General features: G+C 42.7%; 19 protein-coding genes. 9 read left to right on the top strand and 10 right to left on the bottom strand.

The window, feature by feature from the left end:
- Positions 1-6: 6 nt before the first annotated feature.
- Positions 7-528 (bottom strand): DUF134 domain-containing protein, encoded by a 522-nt coding sequence (locus C511_RS15890; protein WP_051260416.1) that lies wholly within the window; start codon positions 526-528, stop codon positions 7-9.
- Between the two features lie 245 nt (positions 529-773).
- Between C511_RS15890 and C511_RS0100200 the strand changes: the two genes are divergently transcribed.
- Positions 774-1349 (top strand): helix-turn-helix domain-containing protein, encoded by a 576-nt coding sequence (locus C511_RS0100200; protein ID WP_024996053.1) that lies wholly within the window; start codon positions 774-776, stop codon positions 1347-1349.
- A gap of 16 nt (positions 1350-1365) precedes the next feature.
- Positions 1366-3015, top strand: coding sequence for an AMP-binding protein (locus C511_RS0100205; RefSeq protein ID WP_024996052.1), 1650 nt, complete (start codon positions 1366-1368; stop codon positions 3013-3015).
- 42 nt (positions 3016-3057) lie between these two features.
- On the opposite strand, the gene C511_RS15895 is transcribed toward C511_RS0100205, so the two are convergent.
- A complete protein-coding gene (locus C511_RS15895) occupies positions 3058-4308 on the bottom strand; it encodes a PAS domain-containing sensor histidine kinase (protein WP_051260417.1) in 1251 nt (416 codons plus the stop codon).
- A gap of 186 nt (positions 4309-4494) precedes the next feature.
- On the opposite strand from C511_RS15895, the gene ahcY reads away from it, so the two are divergent.
- Both ahcY and C511_RS0100220 read left to right on the top strand, forming a co-directional pair.
- Positions 4495-5913, top strand: coding sequence for an adenosylhomocysteinase (ahcY, locus tag C511_RS0100215; RefSeq protein WP_024996051.1), 1419 nt, complete (start codon positions 4495-4497; stop codon positions 5911-5913).
- Positions 5914-5982: 69 nt separating this feature from the next.
- Positions 5983-8481 (top strand): YfhO family protein, encoded by a 2499-nt coding sequence (locus tag C511_RS0100220; RefSeq protein WP_027317621.1) that lies wholly within the window; start codon positions 5983-5985, stop codon positions 8479-8481.
- A 147-nt stretch (positions 8482-8628) separates the two neighbouring features.
- Here the strand turns inward: C511_RS0100220 and C511_RS0100225 are convergent, their stop codons facing one another.
- From C511_RS0100225 to aroQ, 6 genes are all read right to left on the bottom strand, one after another.
- Positions 8629-9144, bottom strand: a complete 516-nt coding sequence (locus C511_RS0100225) for a hypothetical protein (RefSeq protein ID WP_024996050.1) — start codon at positions 9142-9144, stop codon at positions 8629-8631.
- Between the two features lie 94 nt (positions 9145-9238).
- Positions 9239-10471, bottom strand: coding sequence for an FtsX-like permease family protein (locus tag C511_RS0100230; protein WP_024996049.1), 1233 nt, complete (start codon positions 10469-10471; stop codon positions 9239-9241).
- On the bottom strand, positions 10468-10800 hold the full coding sequence (gene rbfA / locus C511_RS0100235) for a 30S ribosome-binding factor RbfA (protein ID WP_024996048.1): 333 nt from the start codon (positions 10798-10800) through the stop codon (positions 10468-10470). Before rbfA ends, C511_RS0100230 begins: the two co-directional genes overlap by 4 nt.
- A gap of 25 nt (positions 10801-10825) precedes the next feature.
- The gene (locus tag C511_RS0100240) at positions 10826-11470 is read right to left on the bottom strand and encodes an O-methyltransferase (protein ID WP_024996047.1); all 645 of its coding nucleotides are present in this window, start codon (positions 11468-11470) and stop codon (positions 10826-10828) included.
- Positions 11470-12924: a pyruvate kinase gene (pyk, locus tag C511_RS0100245; protein ID WP_027317623.1), complete on the bottom strand. Its 1455-nt coding sequence runs from the start codon at positions 12922-12924 to the stop codon at positions 11470-11472. Before pyk ends, C511_RS0100240 begins: the two co-directional genes overlap by 1 nt.
- 27 nt (positions 12925-12951) lie before the next feature.
- Entirely contained in the window at positions 12952-13371 is a 420-nt protein-coding gene (gene aroQ, locus C511_RS0100250) for a type II 3-dehydroquinate dehydratase (RefSeq protein WP_024996046.1), read from the bottom strand.
- Between the two features lie 74 nt (positions 13372-13445).
- Between aroQ and xerD the strand changes: the two genes are divergently transcribed.
- The 5 genes from xerD (at position 13446) to C511_RS0100275 (ending at position 19858) form a co-directional block, all read left to right on the top strand.
- Positions 13446-14396, top strand: a complete 951-nt coding sequence (xerD, locus tag C511_RS0100255; protein WP_024996045.1) for a site-specific tyrosine recombinase XerD — start codon at positions 13446-13448, stop codon at positions 14394-14396.
- Between the two features lie 205 nt (positions 14397-14601).
- Complete coding sequence (locus tag C511_RS0100260; protein WP_024996044.1) at positions 14602-16299, top strand: tetratricopeptide repeat protein; 1698 nt, start codon at positions 14602-14604, stop codon at positions 16297-16299.
- Between the two features lie 101 nt (positions 16300-16400).
- Positions 16401-17411: a TlpA disulfide reductase family protein gene (locus C511_RS0100265; RefSeq protein ID WP_027317624.1), complete on the top strand. Its 1011-nt coding sequence runs from the start codon at positions 16401-16403 to the stop codon at positions 17409-17411.
- Between the two features lie 43 nt (positions 17412-17454).
- A complete protein-coding gene (locus C511_RS0100270) occupies positions 17455-18993 on the top strand; it encodes a YifB family Mg chelatase-like AAA ATPase (RefSeq protein WP_024996043.1) in 1539 nt (512 codons plus the stop codon).
- A 262-nt stretch (positions 18994-19255) separates the two neighbouring features.
- Positions 19256-19858 (top strand): HU family DNA-binding protein, encoded by a 603-nt coding sequence (locus C511_RS0100275; RefSeq protein ID WP_024996042.1) that lies wholly within the window; start codon positions 19256-19258, stop codon positions 19856-19858.
- 55 nt (positions 19859-19913) lie between these two features.
- On the opposite strand, the gene C511_RS0100280 is transcribed toward C511_RS0100275, so the two are convergent.
- Both C511_RS0100280 and C511_RS15900 read right to left on the bottom strand, forming a co-directional pair.
- Positions 19914-20990: a TIGR04133 family radical SAM/SPASM protein gene (locus C511_RS0100280; RefSeq protein ID WP_024996041.1), complete on the bottom strand. Its 1077-nt coding sequence runs from the start codon at positions 20988-20990 to the stop codon at positions 19914-19916.
- Positions 20987-21469, bottom strand: a complete 483-nt coding sequence (locus C511_RS15900; protein WP_024996040.1) for a radical SAM-associated putative lipoprotein — start codon at positions 21467-21469, stop codon at positions 20987-20989. The genes C511_RS0100280 and C511_RS15900 overlap by 4 nt, the downstream gene beginning before the upstream one ends.
- Between the last annotated feature and the right edge of the window lie 59 nt (positions 21470-21528).

Consider the following 21528-nt stretch of genomic DNA (forward strand, 5'->3'; position numbering starts at 1 on the left):
TATTATTTAAAAAATATCTTCATTACCACCACATCTCTGTCGTCTTCTCCCTCTGCATTTACCTCTTCCACAATACAAATGCCTTGTTCCGCCTTCTACCTGTAGAGTCATCTCTTCACTCGAGAACGGCTTTATATTTGGTGATCCGCATAACGCGCAACCCAATATCGTTTCAGTACCTTCATTACGCACAAAATAACAACCACAAGAAGAGCAGTACATCCATTCATTATCTAGTTCAACTTTTCCCCCCTCAATGATAATCTTTCTCCCTTCGACCATCGCCATCGCAATCTTCTCACGAGCCGACATGCAGATACGAGTTAATGTAGGTCTTGAAACTCCCATAAAAAGTGCAGCATCTTGCTGATTATATTTTTCGTAATCACAAAGTCGCAATGCTTCATACTCTTCATACAACAAAAAGACAGCTTCACTCCTTTTCACTGAGCCTGATAGCCCGTAGGGTTTAAAACCCGAAATGGTAGGTACACCTGCAATCTTCCTAACTGACTTTGGTCTTGGCATATTTATTTAATTAAGAATTTTCAGCAAATATAATGAACTATAGTTCATAACTAAAAGCAAAATATCATCTTTAACATTTATAAAGAGAAAAGTGAGGCATATACATGAAGTAACAGTTAGAAAGTAAAACGCGCATCAAAATGCATTTTATTCATCAAAAATTGCGGTGCAATAAATAATTAGTTATTTTTGCCGCAAATCAATTATAATAAGGAAGGAATCAAGACATGGAAAATACAGTCAACATGGATACAACGAAAATTGTAGGAGAAAAAATCAGAACTCTTCGTGAAAGTCTTTCAATCAGCATGGAAGAATTGGCCGAACGTTCCGGACTGGCAGTGGAACAGATAGAACGTATTGAAAATAATGTAGATATTCCTTCATTGGCTCCCCTTATCAAATTGGCCCGCGTGCTAGGAGTGCGACTAGGTACTTTCCTGGATGATCAGGACGAAACGGGTCCCGTTATCTGCCGAAAAAAAGAAGCAAAGGAGACCATTAGCTTTTCAAATAACGCCATACATTCACGCAGACACATGGAGTACCGTTCTTTGTCAAAATCAAAAGCGGACAGGCACATGGAACCTTTCATGATAGATATTGCGCCGACAAAAGACAGCGATTTTATTCTTTCCTCACACGAAGGTGAGGAGTTCATCATGGTCATGGAAGGCACTCTGGAAATAAGTTACGGAAAATATACGTATATACTCGAGGAAGGTGACAGTATCTACTACGACTCCATCGTTCCTCACCACGTTCATGCCTTTGAAGGCCAGGCAGCCCGAATCCTCGCAGTCATCTATACCCCGGTATAAAAAACAGAAAGTTAGTATGCAATTATCAAATAGAACTTTGGGGCAATGGCTGGAACATTGGGCAGAAACGACCCCTGACAAAGAGTACATCGTGTACTCTGACAGAAACTTACGCTTTACGTGGCGAGAGTTTAACAAGCGTGTAGATGATATGGCCAAAGGGCTCATAGCCATTGGAGTGGAACGAAATAGTCACGTAGGCATATGGGCGGCTAATGTGCCCGACTGGCTCACCTTATTATATGCATGCGCCAAAATCGGTGCGGTTTATGTTACCGTTAACACCAACTACAAGCAAGCCGAGCTGGAGTATCTGTGCGAGAACTCGGATATGCACACGCTTTGTATTGTCAACGGAGAAAAAGACAGTGATTTCGTGCAAATGACTTATCAGATGTTGCCCGAACTGAAAACCTGCGAAAGAGGACATCTCAGCAGCAGCCGTTTTCCTTTCATGAAAAACGTTGTATACATTGGGCAGGAAAAACACAGAGGCATGTACAACACGCCGGAGTTATTATTGTTGGGCAGTATGGTCGACAACAGCGAACTAACCAAGCTCAAAGAACAGGTCGACTGTCACGATGTGGTCAATATGCAGTACACATCGGGTACCACAGGTTTTCCCAAAGGGGTTATGTTATCACACCATAACATTGCAAACAACGGCTATCTTACAGGAGAACACATGGAGTTTACTTCTGAAGACAAACTCTGCTGCTGTGTTCCTCTTTTCCATTGTTTCGGAGTGGTATTGGCCACCATGAATTGCCTCACGCACGGGTGCACACAGGTTATGGTGGAACGGTTCGATCCGCTCTTGGTACTAGCTTCTATTCACAAAGAAAGGTGTACCGCAGTCTATGGCGTACCCACCATGTTTATAGCCGAGCTACATCACCCCATGTTTGACCTATTTGACCTATCAAGTTTGCGAACCGGAATCATGGCCGGGTCTCTTTGCCCGGTTGAATTAATGAAACAGGTGCAGGAAAAGATGTTTATGAGAGTAACCAGCGTTTATGGACTCACAGAAACTTCGCCGGGAATGACGGCAACACGTATTGATGATGACTTTGAAGTCAGATGCCACACGGTAGGTCGCGACTTTGAATTCACTGAGGTCAAAGTGCTAGATCCCGAAACAGGCCAAGAATGTCCTGTAGGCGTACAAGGTGAAATGTGCAACCGCGGATATAACAATATGAAAGGTTATTATAAAAACCCGGAAGCTACAGCTTCGGTTATTGACAAGAACGGCTTTCTGCATTCGGGAGATCTTGGTACAAAAGATGAAAACGGAAATTACCGCATCACGGGAAGAATCAAAGACATGATTATTCGAGGAGGAGAAAACATCTATCCAAGAGAAATTGAGGAATTCCTTTATAAGTTGAAAGGCATAAAGGATGTTCAGGTAGCCGGCATTCCTTCACCCAAATACGGAGAAGCGGTTGGGGCATTCATCATTCTGCAAGAAGGGGCCCAGATTACAGATGCCGACGTTCGCGATTTTTGCAGAAACAAAATTTCGAGATATAAAATCCCTAAATACATCTTCTTTGTAAACAGCTTCCCGATGACGGGTAGTGGAAAAATACAAAAGTTCAAACTAAAAGAGTTAGGCGTGGAACTTTGCAAAAAGCAAGGCATTGAGATTATATAACGTGCAAATGGGGCTATCGTAAAGATGAGCCCCATTTTTTATCTATTCAGTAACAGGCAGAGTAAAATAAAAAATAGAACCTTCGTTCTCTTTGGAACGTACCCATATCTGTCCTCCCATTTTTTGGACTAACAATCTACAAAGAGTTAAACCAAGTCCGGAGCCTTGAATAAAAGGATCCACTTTCTCAAAACTTTTAAAAATGGTAGCTACCAAATGAGTCGGAATACCTATTCCGGTGTCTTTCACATAAAACTTAATGATATTGTGATGCGTCGTGAAACCAAAATGAATAGATCCGGCAGAGGTAAATTTAACGGCATTGTTTAACAAACTGGCTAAAACCTGAGATATACGGCTCCAATCATTCATCACAATCAATGACTCATCAACGTTATCTAGCACAAGCTTCACACCGGAATTAGTCATCAATACATACTTTTCAAATAAATGCCGGCATAAGTCACTGAGCTTAACCGCCTGGCATTGCAAAGTAAGCGTTCCGGATTCAAGTGCTGATAAGTCGAGCACCTCATCAAACATAGAAAGCAATAACCCCGAATTAAATTCAATGATACGTGCATACTCATCTCGGTCGGACTTCTCCGAAGCGTCGGCTACCAATTTGGAAAAGCCAACAATCGCATTCAGTGGCGTACGAATTTCATGATTCATATTTGCTAAAAAAGAATTCTTCAATTTGTCGGCAACCTGAGCCTTGCATCGTGCCTCCTCCAACTCTTTTTGTGTTTTATACGCATCGGTAACATCCCAACTCATACCCATTATTAAAACACTACCAGTACCCGATGGTATTGTTTTTTTTAATGTTTTGATCAGTTTTATGGAACCGTCGGGCATTTTACATTCTTCCTGATACTCCAGCAGATTGTGTTGCAAAACATAATAGTCATCTTCGCGAAATCGGTTTATATCCGTTTTACCAAGGAATATTTCATAGTCATTTTTACCAATAATATCATTAACCTTAACTTTTGCCAGTACACTAAAAGCTTCGTTGCAATATATATATTTGAAATTATTTGCCGGGTCCTTAACAAAACAGCTAAAGGGAATATTATTGAGCAAATTAAACATCGTTTTATTTTGCTCAACCACAGCTTCTACAGAAGTCGAAAAGACATCATTTGCATGAAACTGGCACTGAAAATGAGAGCACAACAGTTTCTTCTTAAGATGAGACAGTTCCTCGTTCAGGCTTTCTACCTTATTTTGAAGAAATGTAACTTTATCAACAAGTTCTTTCTCCCTGACATCGGGGCACACTTCCATTCCTATTTATTTTTTTCTTTGTTACAAGTGAACTAATTCAATCACACCATCACAAATATACAACTTTCATACAGATTTATCAACTATCTCCGGAAGTTATAAATTATAAAAAGTATAGTGGCTTTTTGTTGAGACGACTAGAATGTTCTATCTTTGTACCAGTTATTATTAAAACAATTTTTAATTATGTCTTTAGAATTATTCTCTACCCTGCCCTACAAAGTGGCAGACATAACGCTTGCTGACTTCGGTCGCAAGGAAATCGATTTGGCAGAAAAGGAAATGCCCGGCCTGATGGCTCTTCGCGAAAAGTATGGAGAATCAAAACCATTAAAAGGTGCCCGTATTATGGGATCACTTCACATGACCATACAAACGGCTGTGCTCATCGAAACATTAGTATCATTAGGAGCAGAGGTACGTTGGTGTTCATGTAATATATATTCTACACAAGACCACGCTGCGGCTGCCATAGCTGCTGCCGGAGTTCCTGTTTTCGCCTGGAAAGGTGAAACACTCGCCGACTATTGGTGGTGCACACTTCAGGCTTTGAGCTTCGAAGGTGGCAAGGGACCCAATGTAATTGTTGACGACGGAGGCGACGCAACCATGATGATTCATGTGGGATACGAAGCTGAAAGCAATGCTGCCATTCTTGACAAAGAAGTTCATGCCGAGGATGAAATTGAACTGAATGCCATCTTAAAACAAGTATTGGCTCAGGACAACGATCGCTGGCATCGCGTAGCAAAAGAGGTTAAAGGCGTTTCAGAAGAAACCACGACCGGAGTTCATCGCCTGTATCAGATGAAAGAGGAAGGCAAATTGCTTTTCCCTGCTTTCAACGTAAATGATTCGGTTACCAAATCAAAATTCGATAATCTCTATGGTTGTCGTGAATCATTGGCCGACGGTATTAAACGGGCAACAGACGTAATGATTGCCGGTAAAGTAGTGGTGGTTTGCGGATATGGTGACGTAGGAAAAGGCTGCGCACACTCTATGCGTTCATACGGTGCTCGTGTTCTCGTAACAGAGATTGATCCAATTTGTGCTTTACAGGCTGCAATGGAAGGTTTTGAAGTGGTAACCATGGAAGAGGCTTGCAAAGAAGGCAATATTTTTGTGACCACAACCGGTAACATTGATATTATACGTATTGACCACATGGAGCAGATGAAAGATCAGTCAATCGTTTGTAACATTGGCCATTTCGATAACGAAATTCAGGTTGACGCCTTGAAAAAGTACAACGGCATCAAACAGGTAAACATCAAACCTCAAGTTGACCGTTACTTCTTCCCCGACGGACACAGCATTATTCTGCTGGCCGATGGCCGTTTGGTAAACTTAGGTTGTGCCACTGGGCACCCCTCATTCGTAATGAGCAACTCTTTCACTAACCAAACTTTGGCGCAAATCGAGTTATTCAATAAAGAATATGCCATTGATGTATACAGATTGCCAAAACATTTGGATGAGGAAGTAGCTCGTTTACACCTTGAAAAGATTGGAGTGAAGCTAACTAAGCTTACACCAGAGCAAGCTGCTTACATCGGAGTATCGGCCGAAGGACCTTTCAAAGCCGATCATTACAGATATTAATCTGAAACCGAAGAGCGGTTTGTTGCCTTTGCAAAGGCAACAAACCGCTCTTTATAATACTAAACACAAATGAAAAAGTTCCTCCCTGATTTAATCGCCATCTTAGCTTTTGTAGTCATTTCGTTTGTTTACTTCTTCCCGGCAGTAACGGAAGATCGTATCTTGTTTCAACATGATACTGCCGCCGGAGCTGGAGCCGGACAGGAAGCCAAAGAGTATTACGAACGTACCGGTGAGCGTACTCGTTGGACAAACTCTATATTCGGTGGCATGCCAACCTATCAGATGGCTCCTAGTTACGACTCAACAGACACACTGAAAGTAGCCGAAAAAGCATACCATTTATTCTTGCCAAGCTACGTATGGCTAACCTTTATTATGATGCTGGGATTCTACATTCTGCTTAGATGCATGGGCGTTTCGGCATGGCTTTCGGCATTAGGAGGCATTATCTGGGCTTTTTCTTCCTATTTCTTTATACTGATATCAGCCGGACATATCTGGAAGTTTATCACTTTGGCATACATTCCGCCAACAATTGCAGGAATTGTACTTACATACAGAAAGAAATATCTATTGGGAGGAGTACTTACAGCTTTATTCCTGGCTCTTCAGGTCCTTTCAAACCACGTGCAGATGAGCTACTACTTCCTGTTTGTCATATTGCTCATAGCCGGTGCCTTTTTTGAAGATGCCTGGAGGAACAAAGAACTTCCTCATTTCTTCAAGGCCAGCGGCATTCTCATTGTAGCTGCAATTGTGGGCATCTCTGTCAATCTCTCTAATTTATACCATACTTATGAGTATAGTAAGGAGACCATGCGTGGAAAAAGTGAACTAAAGAGCGAAACAAACAGTGCCCAACAAACCAGTAGTGGATTAGACCGTAATTACATTACACAATGGAGCTACGGAATTGGAGAGACTTTTTCATTAATGATTCCCAATATTAAAGGAGGAGCGTCTGTTCCCATTGTGCAAAATGAAAAAGCAATGGAAAAGGCTAATCCAATGTATGGCAGCATTTACTCACAGCTTACTCAATATTTTGGCGATCAGCCTATGACTGCCGGTCCGGTTTACGTAGGTGCCTTTGTTGTGCTCTTATTTATTCTAGGACTATTTATCGTTGACGGTCCGCTTAAATGGGCATTGGGAGGTGCTACTCTTTTATCCATTTTACTCTCGTGGGGACATAATTTCATGGGCTTTACAGACTTCTTTATTGACTATGTGCCTATGTACAGCAAATTCAGAGCTGTTTCTTCCGCTCTGGTTATTGCCGAATTCACCATTCCTTTACTAGCCATCTTGGCTTTAAAGCAACTATTTGATAAGCCTGAATTACTAAAAGAAAAAATCAAATACCTATATATCAGCTTTGGCATCACAGCCGGGTTCAGCCTGCTGTTCGCTCTGGCTCCTCGATTGTTCTTCAGCAACTTTATCCCGACACAGGAAATGGAAGCCCTGAAACAAGGCATTCCCGGAGATCAGCTTTCACCCATCCTAGCAAACTTGGAAGAAATACGCGTTTACTTACTGACATCAGACGCATGGAGAAGTTTCTTCATCATTATAATAGGTACGGCTTTACTCTTGGCATACAATGCCAAAAAGCTCAAACCCACTATGACTATATTGGCAATAGCGGTTCTCTGCTTGGGAGATATGTGGATTGTGAACAAGCGTTACCTGAACGATGAACAGTTTGTTCCCGCCAGTCAGCAAACAGAAAGTTTCCAGCAGACAGAAACAGACAAAATCATTCTGCAAGATAGTGCCTTGAATTATCGTGTACTTAATTTTGCAACCAACACATTCAACGAGAATAATACAGCTTATTGGCATAAGAGTGTTGGCGGGTACCATGCAGCCAAACTGAGACGCTACCAAGAAATGATTGATCATCACATTGGCAAAGAGATGCAAGCCACTTACAGTGCGATAGCCAATGCACAAGGAAATATGGATAGCGTAAATGCCAATGCATTCCGTGTGTTGAACATGCTCAATACTAAATATTTCATATTCCCCGTTTCACAAGGCAAGACAGCACCGTTGCTGAATCCTTACGCCTATGGCAATGCCTGGTTTGTAAACGAAATACGGTATGTAGCTAACGCCAACGAAGAAATGAACGCTTTGGATTCCATACAACCTACGCAGACAGCCGTAGTTGATTCACGATTTAAACAATGTTTAAATGGCGTTCAAACAGCATTTAAAGATTCAACATCAAGCATTATGCTTACCAGTTATGCACCTAACAAGCTGGTGTATCAAAGTCAATCGCCACAAGCTGGAATCGTCGTATTTTCTGAAGTCTATTACCCGGGATGGAAAGCCACCATTGACGGTCAGCCGGTAGAGATTGCCCGTGCCAATTACATATTGAGAGCCATCAGTGTTCCTGCCGGGAAACACACCATAACAATGACTTTCGACCCTGAAAGTTTACATATCACGGAACGGATTGCTTATGGTGGACTAATCGTATTACTTTTAGGAATTATAATCTTGTTGTACAACTGCCGCAAGTCCTTACCGACTAGTCGTAAGAAGTAGAAAGAAGAGACTAAAACAGTAACTATACACGAACGGGAAGTCGGCCACTAAAGCCACTTCCCGTTCGGTCGTTTAAATCAAATCAGAATACAGATAAACTGCAAGTAATCTTGTCGTCTATAAAAAAACTCACTATCTAAGCATTATTTATTGATTGGCCTTTATTTTACCATCTTTGGGTTTATCCTTTTTCTTATCCAGCTTCAGCCATTTCTCATACTGTTCCGGATTTAAGATTTTCTTCATACTCTGCTCTTTCTTTTTCTGAGCAGCCATCATCTCTTCTTTAGAAACGTTACCGTTACCAGGTCGTTGTCCAAAATCAGGTCTTTCACCTCCCATAGCCGGGGGAAAACCATCACCTCCTTCAAAGTCGGCATTACCCTCCTTCATCGGAGGACGCATTCCAGATGCTCCATCAGCTTGCTGGCTGGAGAAGCGCGCTTTTTGTTCTTTCAGATAAAGTTTATAGACCTTCTTATACTGTTTGTCAGTCAGTTGCAACTCACTTTGCAGTTCGTCACACATCTTTTTAGCAATCTTCTCGGGAGAAGGAACTTCACGTGGCAATTTGGCATCTGTTTTTTGTTGAGCCATCACCGAAACATTCCATGCAAAGCATGAAAACATAAGAATCAAACTTGTTTTAAGCAATCTATTCATAAGGCATATCCATTTAAAAACAATTCAAATATGCCGGCTTTGAACGAGATAAAAAAAAGGAATCGACAAAAAGACTTTTTATCTCTACAGATTGCTACTTTTTCAACAAACGTTTGCTCAGATAGCGGACGGGATACCACACAGAAAGGAAGCCTACCGTAATAACAGTAAAGAAAATAAGAATCACATCGGTAGCATGAACGCTCACCGGATAAGCATCAATTACAAAACTGCCACTCGCCCCACCTAGGGAAATGAGTCCGAATCGTTGCTGTATGTAGCAGAGACCCAAACCCAGAATAATGCCAACGAAAGCCCCAAAAGCTGATATAAGACGCCCTTCAAAAAGAAAGATACGACCAATTAACTGATCATCCGCCCCAAGAGAACGCAACGTTTGCACATCCTCTTTTTTATCGAGAATCAGCATAGAAAGAGAACCGATTACATTGAAACAGGCAATCATTAAAATAAAGGTAAGAAACAGATAAGAGATTAACTTTTCAATCTCCATGATTCGAAACACATCGGCTTGTTGTTCATACCTGTCCTGCACACGGAAGCGTTCTCCCAACAGCCTTTCTATTTTCTTTTTTGCAGAAGAAACATCAACACCCGGTTTCAGCTTCAACTCAATGGCAGAAACCTCCGAGTCATAATCAAACAATTTTCTGGCAAAGGCCAGTGAGGTAAGAATATAATGCCCGTCGTACTTCTGTTGATTAACAACAAACACCGCTCCCGGTGAATAAAGATACTCCATGTTAAAAGAAGAAGCCGGGTTGGCCATGTTCACTTTCATGTTGCGTTTGGGTGCATACACCTGAAGCGGGTCTACAAACTGAATGCCCGTGCCCAAATTCGACACAAGTTCCACTCCCATCACACCATAATCAACAATCGAGTCATGCAGCACAAACTCACCCGTACCATACAAAATACTGTCTATCGAGGTAAGTTCCTCGAAATTATCCTGCACCCCTTTGATAACAGCCATGACCTGACGATCCTTGTACTGCACCATAGCGCTCTCTTCGAGGGTTTCTGTAAAAACAGCAACTTCAGGCATCGCACGAAGTTGCTGTATGTTTTTGTTTTTAGAATCGAAGACCTTTCCTTCGGTAACAGTAATCTTCAACTCGGGATCGAATGCCGTAAAAAAGCTGGCTACCATATCCTGAAAGCCGTTGAAGACCGACAGGGTACAAACCAGCGCTAAAGTAGCCAAGGCAACTCCACACACCGATACACCCGAGATGATATTGATAGCGTTATGCTTTTTTTTCGAGAAAAGGTAACGTTTTGCTATGTAAAAGGGAAAGTTCACTTCAACAACGAATCTATCTTTTGAAGATAATCTAGTGAATCATCAATAAAGAACTTCAACTCCGGTATGATGCGCAACTGATGTCTTACGCGCGTACCTAGTTCAAAACGAATCGATTTCATATTCTCATTGATGTTCTTCACCAACTCCTCTCCTTTTTCCGAAGGGAAGATACTCAGATAAACTCTGGCAATACTCATATCAGGGCTGATCCTTACTACACTCACCGATACCAATGTTCCTTGCATTGCCTTCGTCTGCAGCAGGAAAATTTCACTTAATTCCTTTTGTAACAGGCGTGAAATCTTATTTTGTCTGGTCGTTTCCATTTTCTACTATTTTAATTGTTCTTGCTTATTCATTCTTCTTTCGAATAATCGTTAATCCGTCTCTCAACGGAAGAATAACTTTCTCAACCCTGTTATCTTTTGCCACGAATTCATTAAAAGCCTGAATACCGATTGTCTGCGCATCATTGGGATTGGGAGTTTCAGTTACATGCCCGTCCCACAACGTGTTATCAGCAATAATGTAGCCTCCCGGCGACAGATGTGCCAAAGACATCTCGTAGTATTCCATATACTTTCTTTTGTCTCCGTCAACGAAGACCAAATCAAAAGTAATGCCCAATTGCGGCACGCGCTCCAGGGCATCACCAATATAGAACTTTATTTTATCCGCATAGGGGGATTGCTCCAACCAAGGGCGGGTAAAATCTTCCTGTTCATCATTTATTTCAAAAGTATGCAAAACAGATCCTTCATCCAGGCCTTCCGCCATACAAAGAGCCGAATAGCCACTGTATGTTCCTATCTCAAGAATCTGTTTCGGACGTATCATGCGGACAAACATTTTGAGCATCCGCCCCTGCAGATGTCCCGAAGCCATCCGCGGACGTAACAATTTCACATGCGTATCACGATATAGAGCTTTTAAATAGTCGTCTTCCTCATCAATATGCCTGAGAATATACTCCTCCAATACGTCCGAATTCAGCATTATCTTTCAATAAATGTAGGCAACAGATAATCTTTCGCTTTCGAAAGAATTGTTTTCACCTTATTAATTTCCAAGAAAGATGTTCCACCACCTTCTCCGAAGCTACCACTAAGGTAAGCCACCATATCTTCTTCCACCAAGCGACCCTCTTTCAACAACAAATCGAGTGCTGAAAAGAAATAAGCCTGAGCGTTGTCTTTTTCTTCCAGGTAAATAGGCAATACCCCGTAAGAAAGAGAAAGAAGTCTCATTGTTTTCTCCTTGTAGCACATGGCTAAAACAGGATATTTGCCTCTGAAGGCAGCCAGAAAACGAGCCGTGCGTCCGGTATAACTATCTGTAATGATAGCACGGATATGCATCTTTGAAGTAGCCTTCACAGCTTGTTTTGCCAAGAAAGCCGTTACATCGATATTATCTGAACTCAACGGAATGCGAATATCATTTTCTTCGATCTTATCCTTTTCAGCCTGCGCAGCAATTTTAGCCATTGTTTGCACAGCTTCAACAGGATATTTACCGTAAGCCGTTTCACCGCTGAGCATCAAAGCATCCGTACGATAATAAATTGCATTGGCAATATCCGTCACTTCGGCACGAGTAGGACGCGGATTATTAATCATGGTGTGCAACATTTGCGTAGCAACGATTACCGGCTTCTTGGCCAAAACACATTTACGAATAATCATGCGCTGAATTCCCGGAATTTTTTCCTGTGCCACCTCAATACCTAAATCGCCACGAGCTACCATCACTCCGTAAGCTACTTCCAGAATTTCGTCGATGTTATCAACACCTTCCTGGTTTTCTATTTTGGCAATAATCTTAATCTCACTGTTGTGCGCATCAAGAATCTCCTGAATATCAAGAACATCCTGTTTGTTACGAACAAAAGAGTGAGCAATGAAATCTATATCCTTTTCAATAGCGAACAGAATGTTGTTTCTGTCTTTTTCAGTCAGCGAAGGCAAGTTAATACGAACCCCCGGAACATTCACGCTCTTGCGGCTTCCCAGTGTAGCTTCGTTTTGCACTTCACATAAAAGTTCGCAATCAGTTTTTTCTATTACTTTCAAGGCAAGATCTCCATCGTCTATCAGAACATCACCGCCTACGCGCACATCATTTACAAAACCCGTATAAGAAACGGAGATGCAATCGCGAGTAGTTTCCTGATCCGGATTTCCTACCACTTTCACTTTGTCGCCGATTGAATAAGGGATGGGTTCTGCGCATGCTGTAGTTCTAACCTCAGGACCTTTGGTATCCATAAGAATCGCTATCTTATTAGATACGGTACGCACGTTATCGATAATACGTTCCGAGCCTTCTCTGTCGGCATGAGCTGTGTTCATACGAACCACATTCATACCGGCTTCATACAGCTTGGCTATAAAATCAACGTCGCAGCGACGATCTGAAATAGACGCAACTATTTTAGTATGCTTTTTCATAAATTCAAAAAAATGTAATAGTTAATATTATTTTCCCGTTAGTGCTTCTAATGCTAATTGATAAGATTTAAGTCCGAAACCACAGATTACACCTTTGCAGGCCGCTGCAATCATGGACTTGTGTCTGAAAGATTCCCTTGCATGAACATTAGATATGTGTACTTCCACCACCGGAGATGTTACTGCCCGTATGGCATCTTGCAATGCAATAGAAGTATGAGTATAAGCTCCGGCATTCAGAATGATGCCGTCCACATCAAAACCTGTCTCCTGTATCTTATCAATCAGCTCACCCTCTGTGTTAGATTGATAATAAGAGATCTCCACATCCGGATAATTGGCCCGGAGTTCTATCAAAAAGTCCTCAAAAGTAACGCTTCCGTAGATAGAAGGTTCACGTTTTCCAAGCAGATTGATATTAGGCCCGTTAATAATTTGTATCCTCATAACACAATCATAATGTTTTTAATACCTTTGTTGTTCAAGAACAATATTTCAAGGTGCAAATATACGAAAAAGAAATGATATTAAATGAAAAAACAGGCAATAAGCAGAGTCGGGTAGATATAATTAAGAAGTATAACCAATACCTGAAACTCGAAAAGGGTCTTTCGCTTAATACGTTGGAGGCTTACAACGCTGATATCACCAAATTACTGGCGTTTTTAGAGGGTGAAAGCATAGAGCTTCTGAACACTACGCCCGAAGATCTGGAACAATTTATTGCCGGACTACATGACATCGGGATTACAGCTCGTTCCCAAGCTCGCATCATGTCGGGAATTAAATCGCTTTTCGGCTTTCTGATGTTAGAAAAGATCATAGAAAAAGATCCGTCCGAGTTGATTGACAATCCGAGAATAGGTTTTAAAATACCCGAAGTCCTGAGCATTCAAGAAATTGACAGCATTATTGCCGCTGTTGACCTCAGCAAGAAAGAAGGACAACGTAACCGGGCCATACTAGAAACCCTTTATAGTTGCGGATTGCGGGTGTCGGAACTGATTACACTGAAATTATCGGACTTGTATTTAGATGATGAATTTATTCGGGTAGAAGGAAAAGGACAGAAACAAAGACTAGTTCCTATTTCAAAAAAAGCAATCAAGGAAATTCAGTTTTATATGGCAGACCGTCATTTGGTTACCGCCAAGAAAGGACACGAAGATTTCCTGTTCCTCAGCAGAAGAGGCACACACCTATCACGCATCATGATCTTTCATATTATTAAAGAGCTTGCAGATGAGGTTGGTATTATAAAAATAATCAGTCCGCACACTTTCAGGCATTCTTTTGCCACACACTTGCTTGAAGGCGGCGCCAATCTTCGTGCCATTCAAATGATGCTGGGACACGAATCCATAACGACAACCGAAATTTACACACACATAGATCGCAGTCGTTTGAGGAGTGAAATCATAGAACATCACCCCAGAAACATCAAAGCAAGAGAGAAAAAAGAGAACATATAAACAAACAGAAGCAGTAATACGTTTATTAGTTGTTAACCACAATGTGAATCAATACAAGAATGATTATATTAAATTTTGATAAAAACAAATGGGTAATTGCCAAAATAGACATAATTTAATATCTTTGCGTAGCTTTCATAACTGTTTCATTGAGAGCAAACGAATAGACGAAATTTCAATTACAAACATTTAATTTATACCTAAAATGATTAAGAAGTTGTATTTGCCGTTATTAATGGCTATGATTGTTGCACTGTCATCGTGCAGCAAAAAGATGGGTGAATTGTCATCGGACTATTTCACAACGACTCCTCAGGTTCTTGAAGCCGTAGGAGGTAAAGTTCCTGTTACTATTAACGGAAAGTTCCCAGAAAAGTATTTTAATAAGAAGGCTGTAGTAGAAGTTACTCCGGTTCTGAAATGGGATGGCGGACAAGTAAAAGGTCAGCCTGCTGTGTTCCAGGGCGAAAAAGTAGAAGGCAACGACCAGACCATTTCTTATAAGATGGGTGGTAACTACACAATGAAAACTTCTTTCGACTATGTTCCTGAAATGGCTAAGTCTGAACTTTACCTGGAATTCAACGCTAAGATTGGTGACAAAACAGTAGCTATTCCTGCTGTGAAGATTGCCGATGGTGTTATTTCTACTTCAGAACTGATCAACAACACATTGAACAATGCAAACACTGCATTGGGAGAAGATGCTTTCCAACGCATCATCAAAGATGCTCACCAAGCTAACATCATGTTCCTTATCCAACAAGCTAATCTTCGTGCAAGCGAATTGAAGTCAGCTGGCATGAAGGATTTCCACAATCAAGTGGCAGAAGTGAACGCTGCTGAAAACAAAAAGATCAGCAACATCGAGATCTCAGCTTACGCTTCTCCTGATGGAGCTACTGATTTGAATACCGATTTGGCTGAAAAACGTGAAGCTAACACCAACAAATACCTTAGCAAAGAGTTGAAGAAAGCTAAAGTTAATGCTGTTGTTGATGCAAAATACACTGCTGAAGACTGGGAAGGTTTCCAAGAATTGGTTTCTAAATCAAACATCCAAGACAAAGAGTTGATTCTTCGCGTACTTTCAATGTACCAAGATCCTGAACAAAGAGAAAGAGAAATCAAAAACATCTCTTCAGTTTACAAGAACCTGGCTGACGATATCCTTCCTCAGTTGAGACGTTCACGTTTGACTTTGAACTACGAAATCATCGGAAAATCTGATGAAGAGATCGCAAAATTGGCTGATGCTGATGCAAGCAAATTGAGTCTTGAAGAGATTCTTTACGCTGCAACATTGACAAATGATAACGCTAAGAAGGCAGCTATCTATACGAAAGCTACTCAACAATTCCCTAACGATTACCGTGCATACAACAATCTTGGTGCATTAGCATTCCAAGCCGGTGATATTACTAAAGCTGAATCATTCCTGAGCAAAGCTGCCAGCTTGAAAGCTGCTCCTGAAGTGAGCATGAACCAAGGTCTTCTTGCTTTGGCAAAAGGCGACAAGACTGCTGCTGAAACTTACTTGGGCAAAGCTGCCGGTGCAAAACAAATCAATGAAACACTTGGTAACTTGTATGTAGCTCAAGGTCAGTATGACAGAGCCGTAAATGCTTTTGGCGACAGCAAAACAAACAGTGCTGCTTTGGCACAAATCCTTGCTAAGGATTACAACAAAGCAAAGAACACATTGGCTAACGTTGCTAAACCCGATGCTTACACAGATTATTTGATGGCTATTCTGGGCGCCAGAACCAACAATGTATCTATGCTTACAAGCAGCTTGAAGAGCGCAATTCAAAAAGATAGCTCTTTAGCTAAGAAAGCAGCTAAGGATCTTGAATTCGCTAAATATGTAACTAATGCTGATTTCTTAAGCATTATCAAATAAGAAGAGATTCTTTTCTAACATAGATAAGAGTTGCCTGCTACATTAAATGCGGGCAACTCTTTTTTATTTCCCGTAAAAGGCTTACATTCGCAAAAAAAAGAATGAACAAGCTATCTTTACTTATTATATTACTTGCTGCATTGTGGGGCTGCCAATCCAAATCGGGCAAGGCAAAAATCAGCGGCGAGCTGACAAACGCAGGTAACGACACCATCTACCTTTATGGAACCGATGAGCTAACCAACCTGATGGATACGGTTTACGTAACCAACAATGAGTTTTCGCACTCACTGGAAACAGACACGCTTGCTTCGGGGGTACTCCTCTTCACGAAAAGTAATAAAAAGATTCCTTTCTATTTCAATAAAGGCGACAAGGTTACCCTGTCGGGCGATCTGGAGCATCCTGTCATTCAGGGAAATGTTCCAAACGAACAGCTCACTGCTTTCCTGCAATCCATCCGTTACGGTTCGGCGCCGCAAAGTGAACAGTTAAAGCAGGCCGAAGCCTTCATTCGTTCTAACACCGACTCCAAAGTCTGCGTTTATATCATCAAAAACTATTTCTTAAAAGCAGAAAATCCTGATTACAAAAAGATAAAAGAGCTGATTAACGTACTGACCGGTCCAATGAGAGACGATCCGTACATCTATTCATTGTCCGAACAGATCGACAAACAAAGTCAGCTGGCCGTAGGCAACGTGGCACCTTACTTCAGTCTGCCCGATGTAAACGGAAAAAGAGTAGCGAGATCGGACATCAAGGACAAGTATATTCTGCTCAACTTCTGGGCATCTTGGAGTGGTCACAGCCGCAAAGAGTATGCTTCCCTCAGGAAGCTGCACAAAACATACGGTTCCAAAAGCAACTTTACACAAATAGGAATCTCGGTCGATGTGGATAAAGAAACCTGGAAGCTGGCCGTGAAAGCCGACACGCTCAACTGGCAACAACTGTGCGACTTGGGCGGATGGGAGTCGCCCACGGTTAAACAATTCATGGTACGGGCATTACCCACTTACTACCTCCTTGCTCCCGATGGCAAGATTGTGCTGCAAAGCAATAAAAGCAGTGCGGTAGAGGCCAAACTGAAAGAGCTACTTACCAAGTAATTATTTCAAAACACTTGAATCTAATCATCAAAAACGACAAATCATGCTAGTAAAACTATTCGGGGCCGCTGTTCAAGGGATAGATGCCACCATCATAACCATCGAAGTGAACAGTAGCCGAGGCTGCATGTTCTATTTAGTGGGATTGCCCGACTCGGCAGTGAAGGAGAGTCACCAGCGCATCATCTCGGCTTTGCAAGTAAGCGGTTACAAAATGCCCACCAGCAATATCGTTATCAACATGGCACCGGCCGACATCCGCAAGGAAGGTTCTGCTTACGATTTGCCCTTGGCCGTGGGCATGCTTGCAGCCAGTGAAACCATTTCGGACGAGAAACTTTCTCGTTTTCTCATCATGGGCGAGCTCAGTCTGGACGGAAGCATCCAGCCCATGAAAGGAGCATTGCCCATTGCCATCAAAGCACGCGAGGAATCTTTCGAAGGACTTATTGTTCCGGCACAAAACGCCCGCGAAGCGGCAGTGGTGAACAACCTCAACGTGTACGGCGTAACGCATATCAAAGAAGTCATTGAATTTTTCAGCGGAAAACGAGAGCTCACGCCTACCATGGTAGATACCCGCACCGAGTTCTACAACCAGCAGGAAATTTACGAAGCCGATTTTGCCGATGTGAAAGGACAAGAGAACGTAAAACGCGCCCTCGAAGTAGCATCGGCGGGCGGTCACAACGCCATTATGATCGGTGCTCCGGGCAGTGGTAAGTCCATGATGGCCAAATGTTTACCATCCATACTACCCGCCCTCACGCTAAAAGAAAGTTTAGAAACGACCAAGATACATTCGGTAGCCGGGAAGTTAAGCAAAAACTCGTCGCTCATTTCGTGCAGACCGTTTCGCGCGCCTCACCACACCATTTCGCAGGTAGCCCTCGTAGGCGGCGGAAGCACCCCACAACCGGGAGAAATCAGTCTGGCGCACCACGGAATTTTGTTCCTCGACGAGCTTCCTGAATTCAGCAGGAACGCACTTGAGGTACTCCGACAACCGCTGGAAGACAGGAAGATCAGCATCTCGCGCATCAAATGGAGTGTAGAATATCCGGCAAGTTTCATGCTGATTGCCTCCATGAACCCCTGCCCTTGCGGCTACTATAACCACCCCACGAAAGCGTGCGTCTGTAACCCCGGACAAGTACAAAAGTACTTGAACCGCATTTCCGGCCCGTTGCTCGATCGCATTGACATTCAAATCGAAATAGTCCCCGTACCTTTTGATAAAATATCAAGCAGTCAGGCAGCCGAGCCCAGCCACGTTATTCGCCAGCGCGTAAAAAACGCCCGAAAAGTTCAGGAAGATCGGTTCAAAGAACACCCGGGCGTGCATTGCAATGCCCAAATGAACAGTCGGCTACTAGCCCGATACGCTCGTCCCGACGACAAAGGATTGGAATTACTCAAGCACGCCATGCACCGACTGAACCTGTCGGCCCGCGCCTACGACCGCATACTCAAAGTAGCCCGTACCATTGCCGATTTGGAAGGAAGCCCAACCATACAGTCGCCTCACCTGGCCGAAGCCATCGGTTACCGTAACCTCGACAGAGAGAACTGGGCAGGCTAATTGCACGTAACACACTCATTAACTCATTTACCAATGGAGACTAAGCACTTTTGTAAGCAGAAACAGTTCGTCACAGCATACGATGCCATTCGTCCCCGCATGCGGAGACTGATGGCACAGCATGCGGGGCCATTCGTCACCGCTACCCGGGACGAACTGTAATTAAAGAAGAAATGGCTTAGTTTGTAGCATACATTCCATTAAGTTGCACACAGTTTGAAACTAACATATATACCAAAATCAAGAAACCAATATATAAATTATGTCAGCACAGTACGATCTAGTAAAAGTTCCTACAGGGAGCAATGAAGAAAAAGAAGAGTTACTTTACCCCCGCATCGTGTCGAGCGGAACCATCGACACAGAAACACTTATTGAACGTATATCGCAATCGTCCACATTCACGCCGGGCGACCTGAAAGGGGCCTTGCAGGAGTTTACTCATTCGTTGACGGAATACCTGAAAGACGGTTATACGGTTGAGCTGGGAGAAATAGGATATTTCTCACCTTCCATCAAGGGACGAGGAGTTAAAAACAAGAAAGACATTCGTTCTACGTCTATTACTTTTAAAAGCGTCAACTTCCGTGCCAACAAGAAACTGAGGAGAAACCTGCGGGGAGACCTGCAGCGCAGCACCAACGGCTTCCGGCAGTCGGCACAAGTAGGTGAAGAAGAACGTCTGCGGCGCTTACTTCATTATCTGGAAGCCAACTTTTTCATTACTCGAGTGCAATACACACATCTCACCGGCTTATTAAAAAATAGAGCATTGGCAGAGTTGCGTAAGTTTGTAACCGATGGCTTGCTGGAAATAAAAGGAACCGGTAACCGGCTTGTGTTTATCAGAAACTCTTCTTTATAAGAAGAGTTTCTGCATTGGTGCTGACAATACAGAAAAATATCTGACGAAATAGAATCTATTTCACCATCCGCTGATAATGGCAAACCAGTAACTTGCCTGTTTCATCGTGCAGATGCATGCCGTTGCCCTCACAATAACGGAAAAGAGAGCATTGCGCGCACTGTCCCGAACGCAGCCACTCACGTTTTCTAAACGTCCGATAACCGTTTTCCCATACATCCATGAAATTATCTTTGTAGATGTTTCCCTGCGAAAAGTTACTGCGAATACTGGGACAAGCACTGATAGAGCCGTCGACTAATACCGAGGCCACGCTAATACCGGCATTGCAGCTATAAAAAGAATCGCGTACTTCGGCTTCGTAACCGCCTAGAAATCCTTCGCAGGCGAAGTTCAGTCGAATGGTTTTCTCCTGACGTGTTTGTTTTATAAATTCCAGCAAAGCTGTAAAGTCGGCATCGCTCAATTGAAGTTCCGGGTGCTCGGCCGCCCGTCCAACAGGGAAGATGGTGAATATTCTCCATTCTTTTACGCCCAACTCTATGAGGTATTCTTTAAAGCGAGGCAAGTCTTTGAAGTTACGCCCGTTCACACAAGTCACCACATCCCAACGCAATTCCTTTTCTCCGGACAACATACGGATGGCTTCACTGGCGCGAGTGAAACTTTGCGGATGTCCGCGAAGCCAATTGTGCGCCTCTTCAAAACCGTCCAAACTAATCGTGATGGCGTGCATGCCCGCAGCCAACAGAGAGTCTAGCCGCCGGCGAGTGAGAAGTAGCCCGTTAGACACAATGCCCCACGGGAACTCACGTTTGTAAAGTTCCATCCCCACAGTCTCCAAATCTTGACGAACCAATGGTTCGCCGCCGGTAATAATGATACTGACTTTGTGCATCTCTACAAACGGAGCGATGGAATCAATGACAGCAAGGAAATCTTCCGCCGGCATATCTTTGTGAACAGCACTTTGTTTGCAGTCGCTTCCGCAATGCTTGCACGACAAATTGCAACGGTGCGTACACTCCCAGAACAATTGCCGCAATGCATGCTGTTTCTTACGATTTTCTCTGATCTTTCGGGCCAGTTCCAGTCCGATGCGTTTTCTTAGTGATATAGAAACCCCACTCATTTAGCCTCATCCTTTTGAAGAGTGATTACAATATCTTCCTTCGAAGCGGAACCTTGAAACCAACTTCCATCTCCACCAGATGGCTTGTCCATTGTTATTTCTATCGAGTCTGATTTGAAAGAACCATTTGCGGCACCGTCTGCATCACGAGCTACCAGTCTGAACTTTCCTTCAGAGGTAAGGTTCTCTTTAAAAGAGAACTCTCCTGAAGAATTTGTTTTCAATGGGGCAATTTGATTATAGTAAACGTTGCCGTTACCTATCTTTATTTTCACTTCTATATCCGGAATAGGTTGTTTTTGTGCATCAACCACCTTTCCTTTCAGGCTGTAAGTAGCGTAAGGCATGCCGTACATCAACAACTGCTCGCCTACGTTGCCATTGTCATCACCATCGCAAGAAGAAAAGCCCAGCAACAAAAGGATAGAATTCAGCAGCCAAGCCGAACAACGAAGCCATACATTTTTCACTTTTTTCATACTAAAAAGATTAGAGTTCAGTTATATACTTTAATAAATACAACATCCCTCAGAATATT

This window comes from Bacteroides graminisolvens DSM 19988 = JCM 15093 (genome assembly GCF_000428125.1).
Taxonomy (GTDB): domain Bacteria; phylum Bacteroidota; class Bacteroidia; order Bacteroidales; family Bacteroidaceae; genus Bacteroides; species Bacteroides graminisolvens.

Bases quoted from the DNA above. Each gene is read 5' to 3' on its own strand.
- C511_RS0100275 (WP_024996042.1), top strand. From the start codon at position 19,256: ATGTCAGCACAGTACGATCTAGTAAAAGTTCCTACAGGGAGCAATGAA.
- ahcY (WP_024996051.1), top strand. From the start codon at position 4,495: ATGTCTTTAGAATTATTCTCTACCCTGCCCTACAAAGTGGCAGACATA.
- aroQ (WP_024996046.1), bottom strand. From the start codon at position 13,371: ATGAGGATACAAATTATTAACGGGCCTAATATCAATCTGCTTGGAAAA.
- C511_RS15900 (WP_024996040.1), bottom strand. From the start codon at position 21,469: ATGAAAAAAGTGAAAAATGTATGGCTTCGTTGTTCGGCTTGGCTGCTG.
- rbfA (WP_024996048.1), bottom strand. From the start codon at position 10,800: ATGGAAACGACCAGACAAAATAAGATTTCACGCCTGTTACAAAAGGAA.
- pyk (WP_027317623.1), bottom strand. From the start codon at position 12,924: ATGAAAAAGCATACTAAAATAGTTGCGTCTATTTCAGATCGTCGCTGC.
- C511_RS0100205 (WP_024996052.1), top strand. From the start codon at position 1,366: ATGCAATTATCAAATAGAACTTTGGGGCAATGGCTGGAACATTGGGCA.
- C511_RS0100220 (WP_027317621.1), top strand. From the start codon at position 5,983: ATGAAAAAGTTCCTCCCTGATTTAATCGCCATCTTAGCTTTTGTAGTC.
- C511_RS0100240 (WP_024996047.1), bottom strand. From the start codon at position 11,470: ATGCTGAATTCGGACGTATTGGAGGAGTATATTCTCAGGCATATTGAT.
- C511_RS0100265 (WP_027317624.1), top strand. From the start codon at position 16,401: ATGAACAAGCTATCTTTACTTATTATATTACTTGCTGCATTGTGGGGC.
- C511_RS0100270 (WP_024996043.1), top strand. From the start codon at position 17,455: ATGCTAGTAAAACTATTCGGGGCCGCTGTTCAAGGGATAGATGCCACC.
- C511_RS15890 (WP_051260416.1), bottom strand. From the start codon at position 528: ATGCCAAGACCAAAGTCAGTTAGGAAGATTGCAGGTGTACCTACCATT.
- C511_RS0100225 (WP_024996050.1), bottom strand. From the start codon at position 9,144: ATGAATAGATTGCTTAAAACAAGTTTGATTCTTATGTTTTCATGCTTT.
- C511_RS0100260 (WP_024996044.1), top strand. From the start codon at position 14,602: ATGATTAAGAAGTTGTATTTGCCGTTATTAATGGCTATGATTGTTGCA.
- C511_RS0100280 (WP_024996041.1), bottom strand. From the start codon at position 20,990: ATGAGTGGGGTTTCTATATCACTAAGAAAACGCATCGGACTGGAACTG.
- C511_RS0100200 (WP_024996053.1), top strand. From the start codon at position 774: ATGGATACAACGAAAATTGTAGGAGAAAAAATCAGAACTCTTCGTGAA.
- C511_RS15895 (WP_051260417.1), bottom strand. From the start codon at position 4,308: ATGGAAGTGTGCCCCGATGTCAGGGAGAAAGAACTTGTTGATAAAGTT.
- xerD (WP_024996045.1), top strand. From the start codon at position 13,446: ATGATATTAAATGAAAAAACAGGCAATAAGCAGAGTCGGGTAGATATA.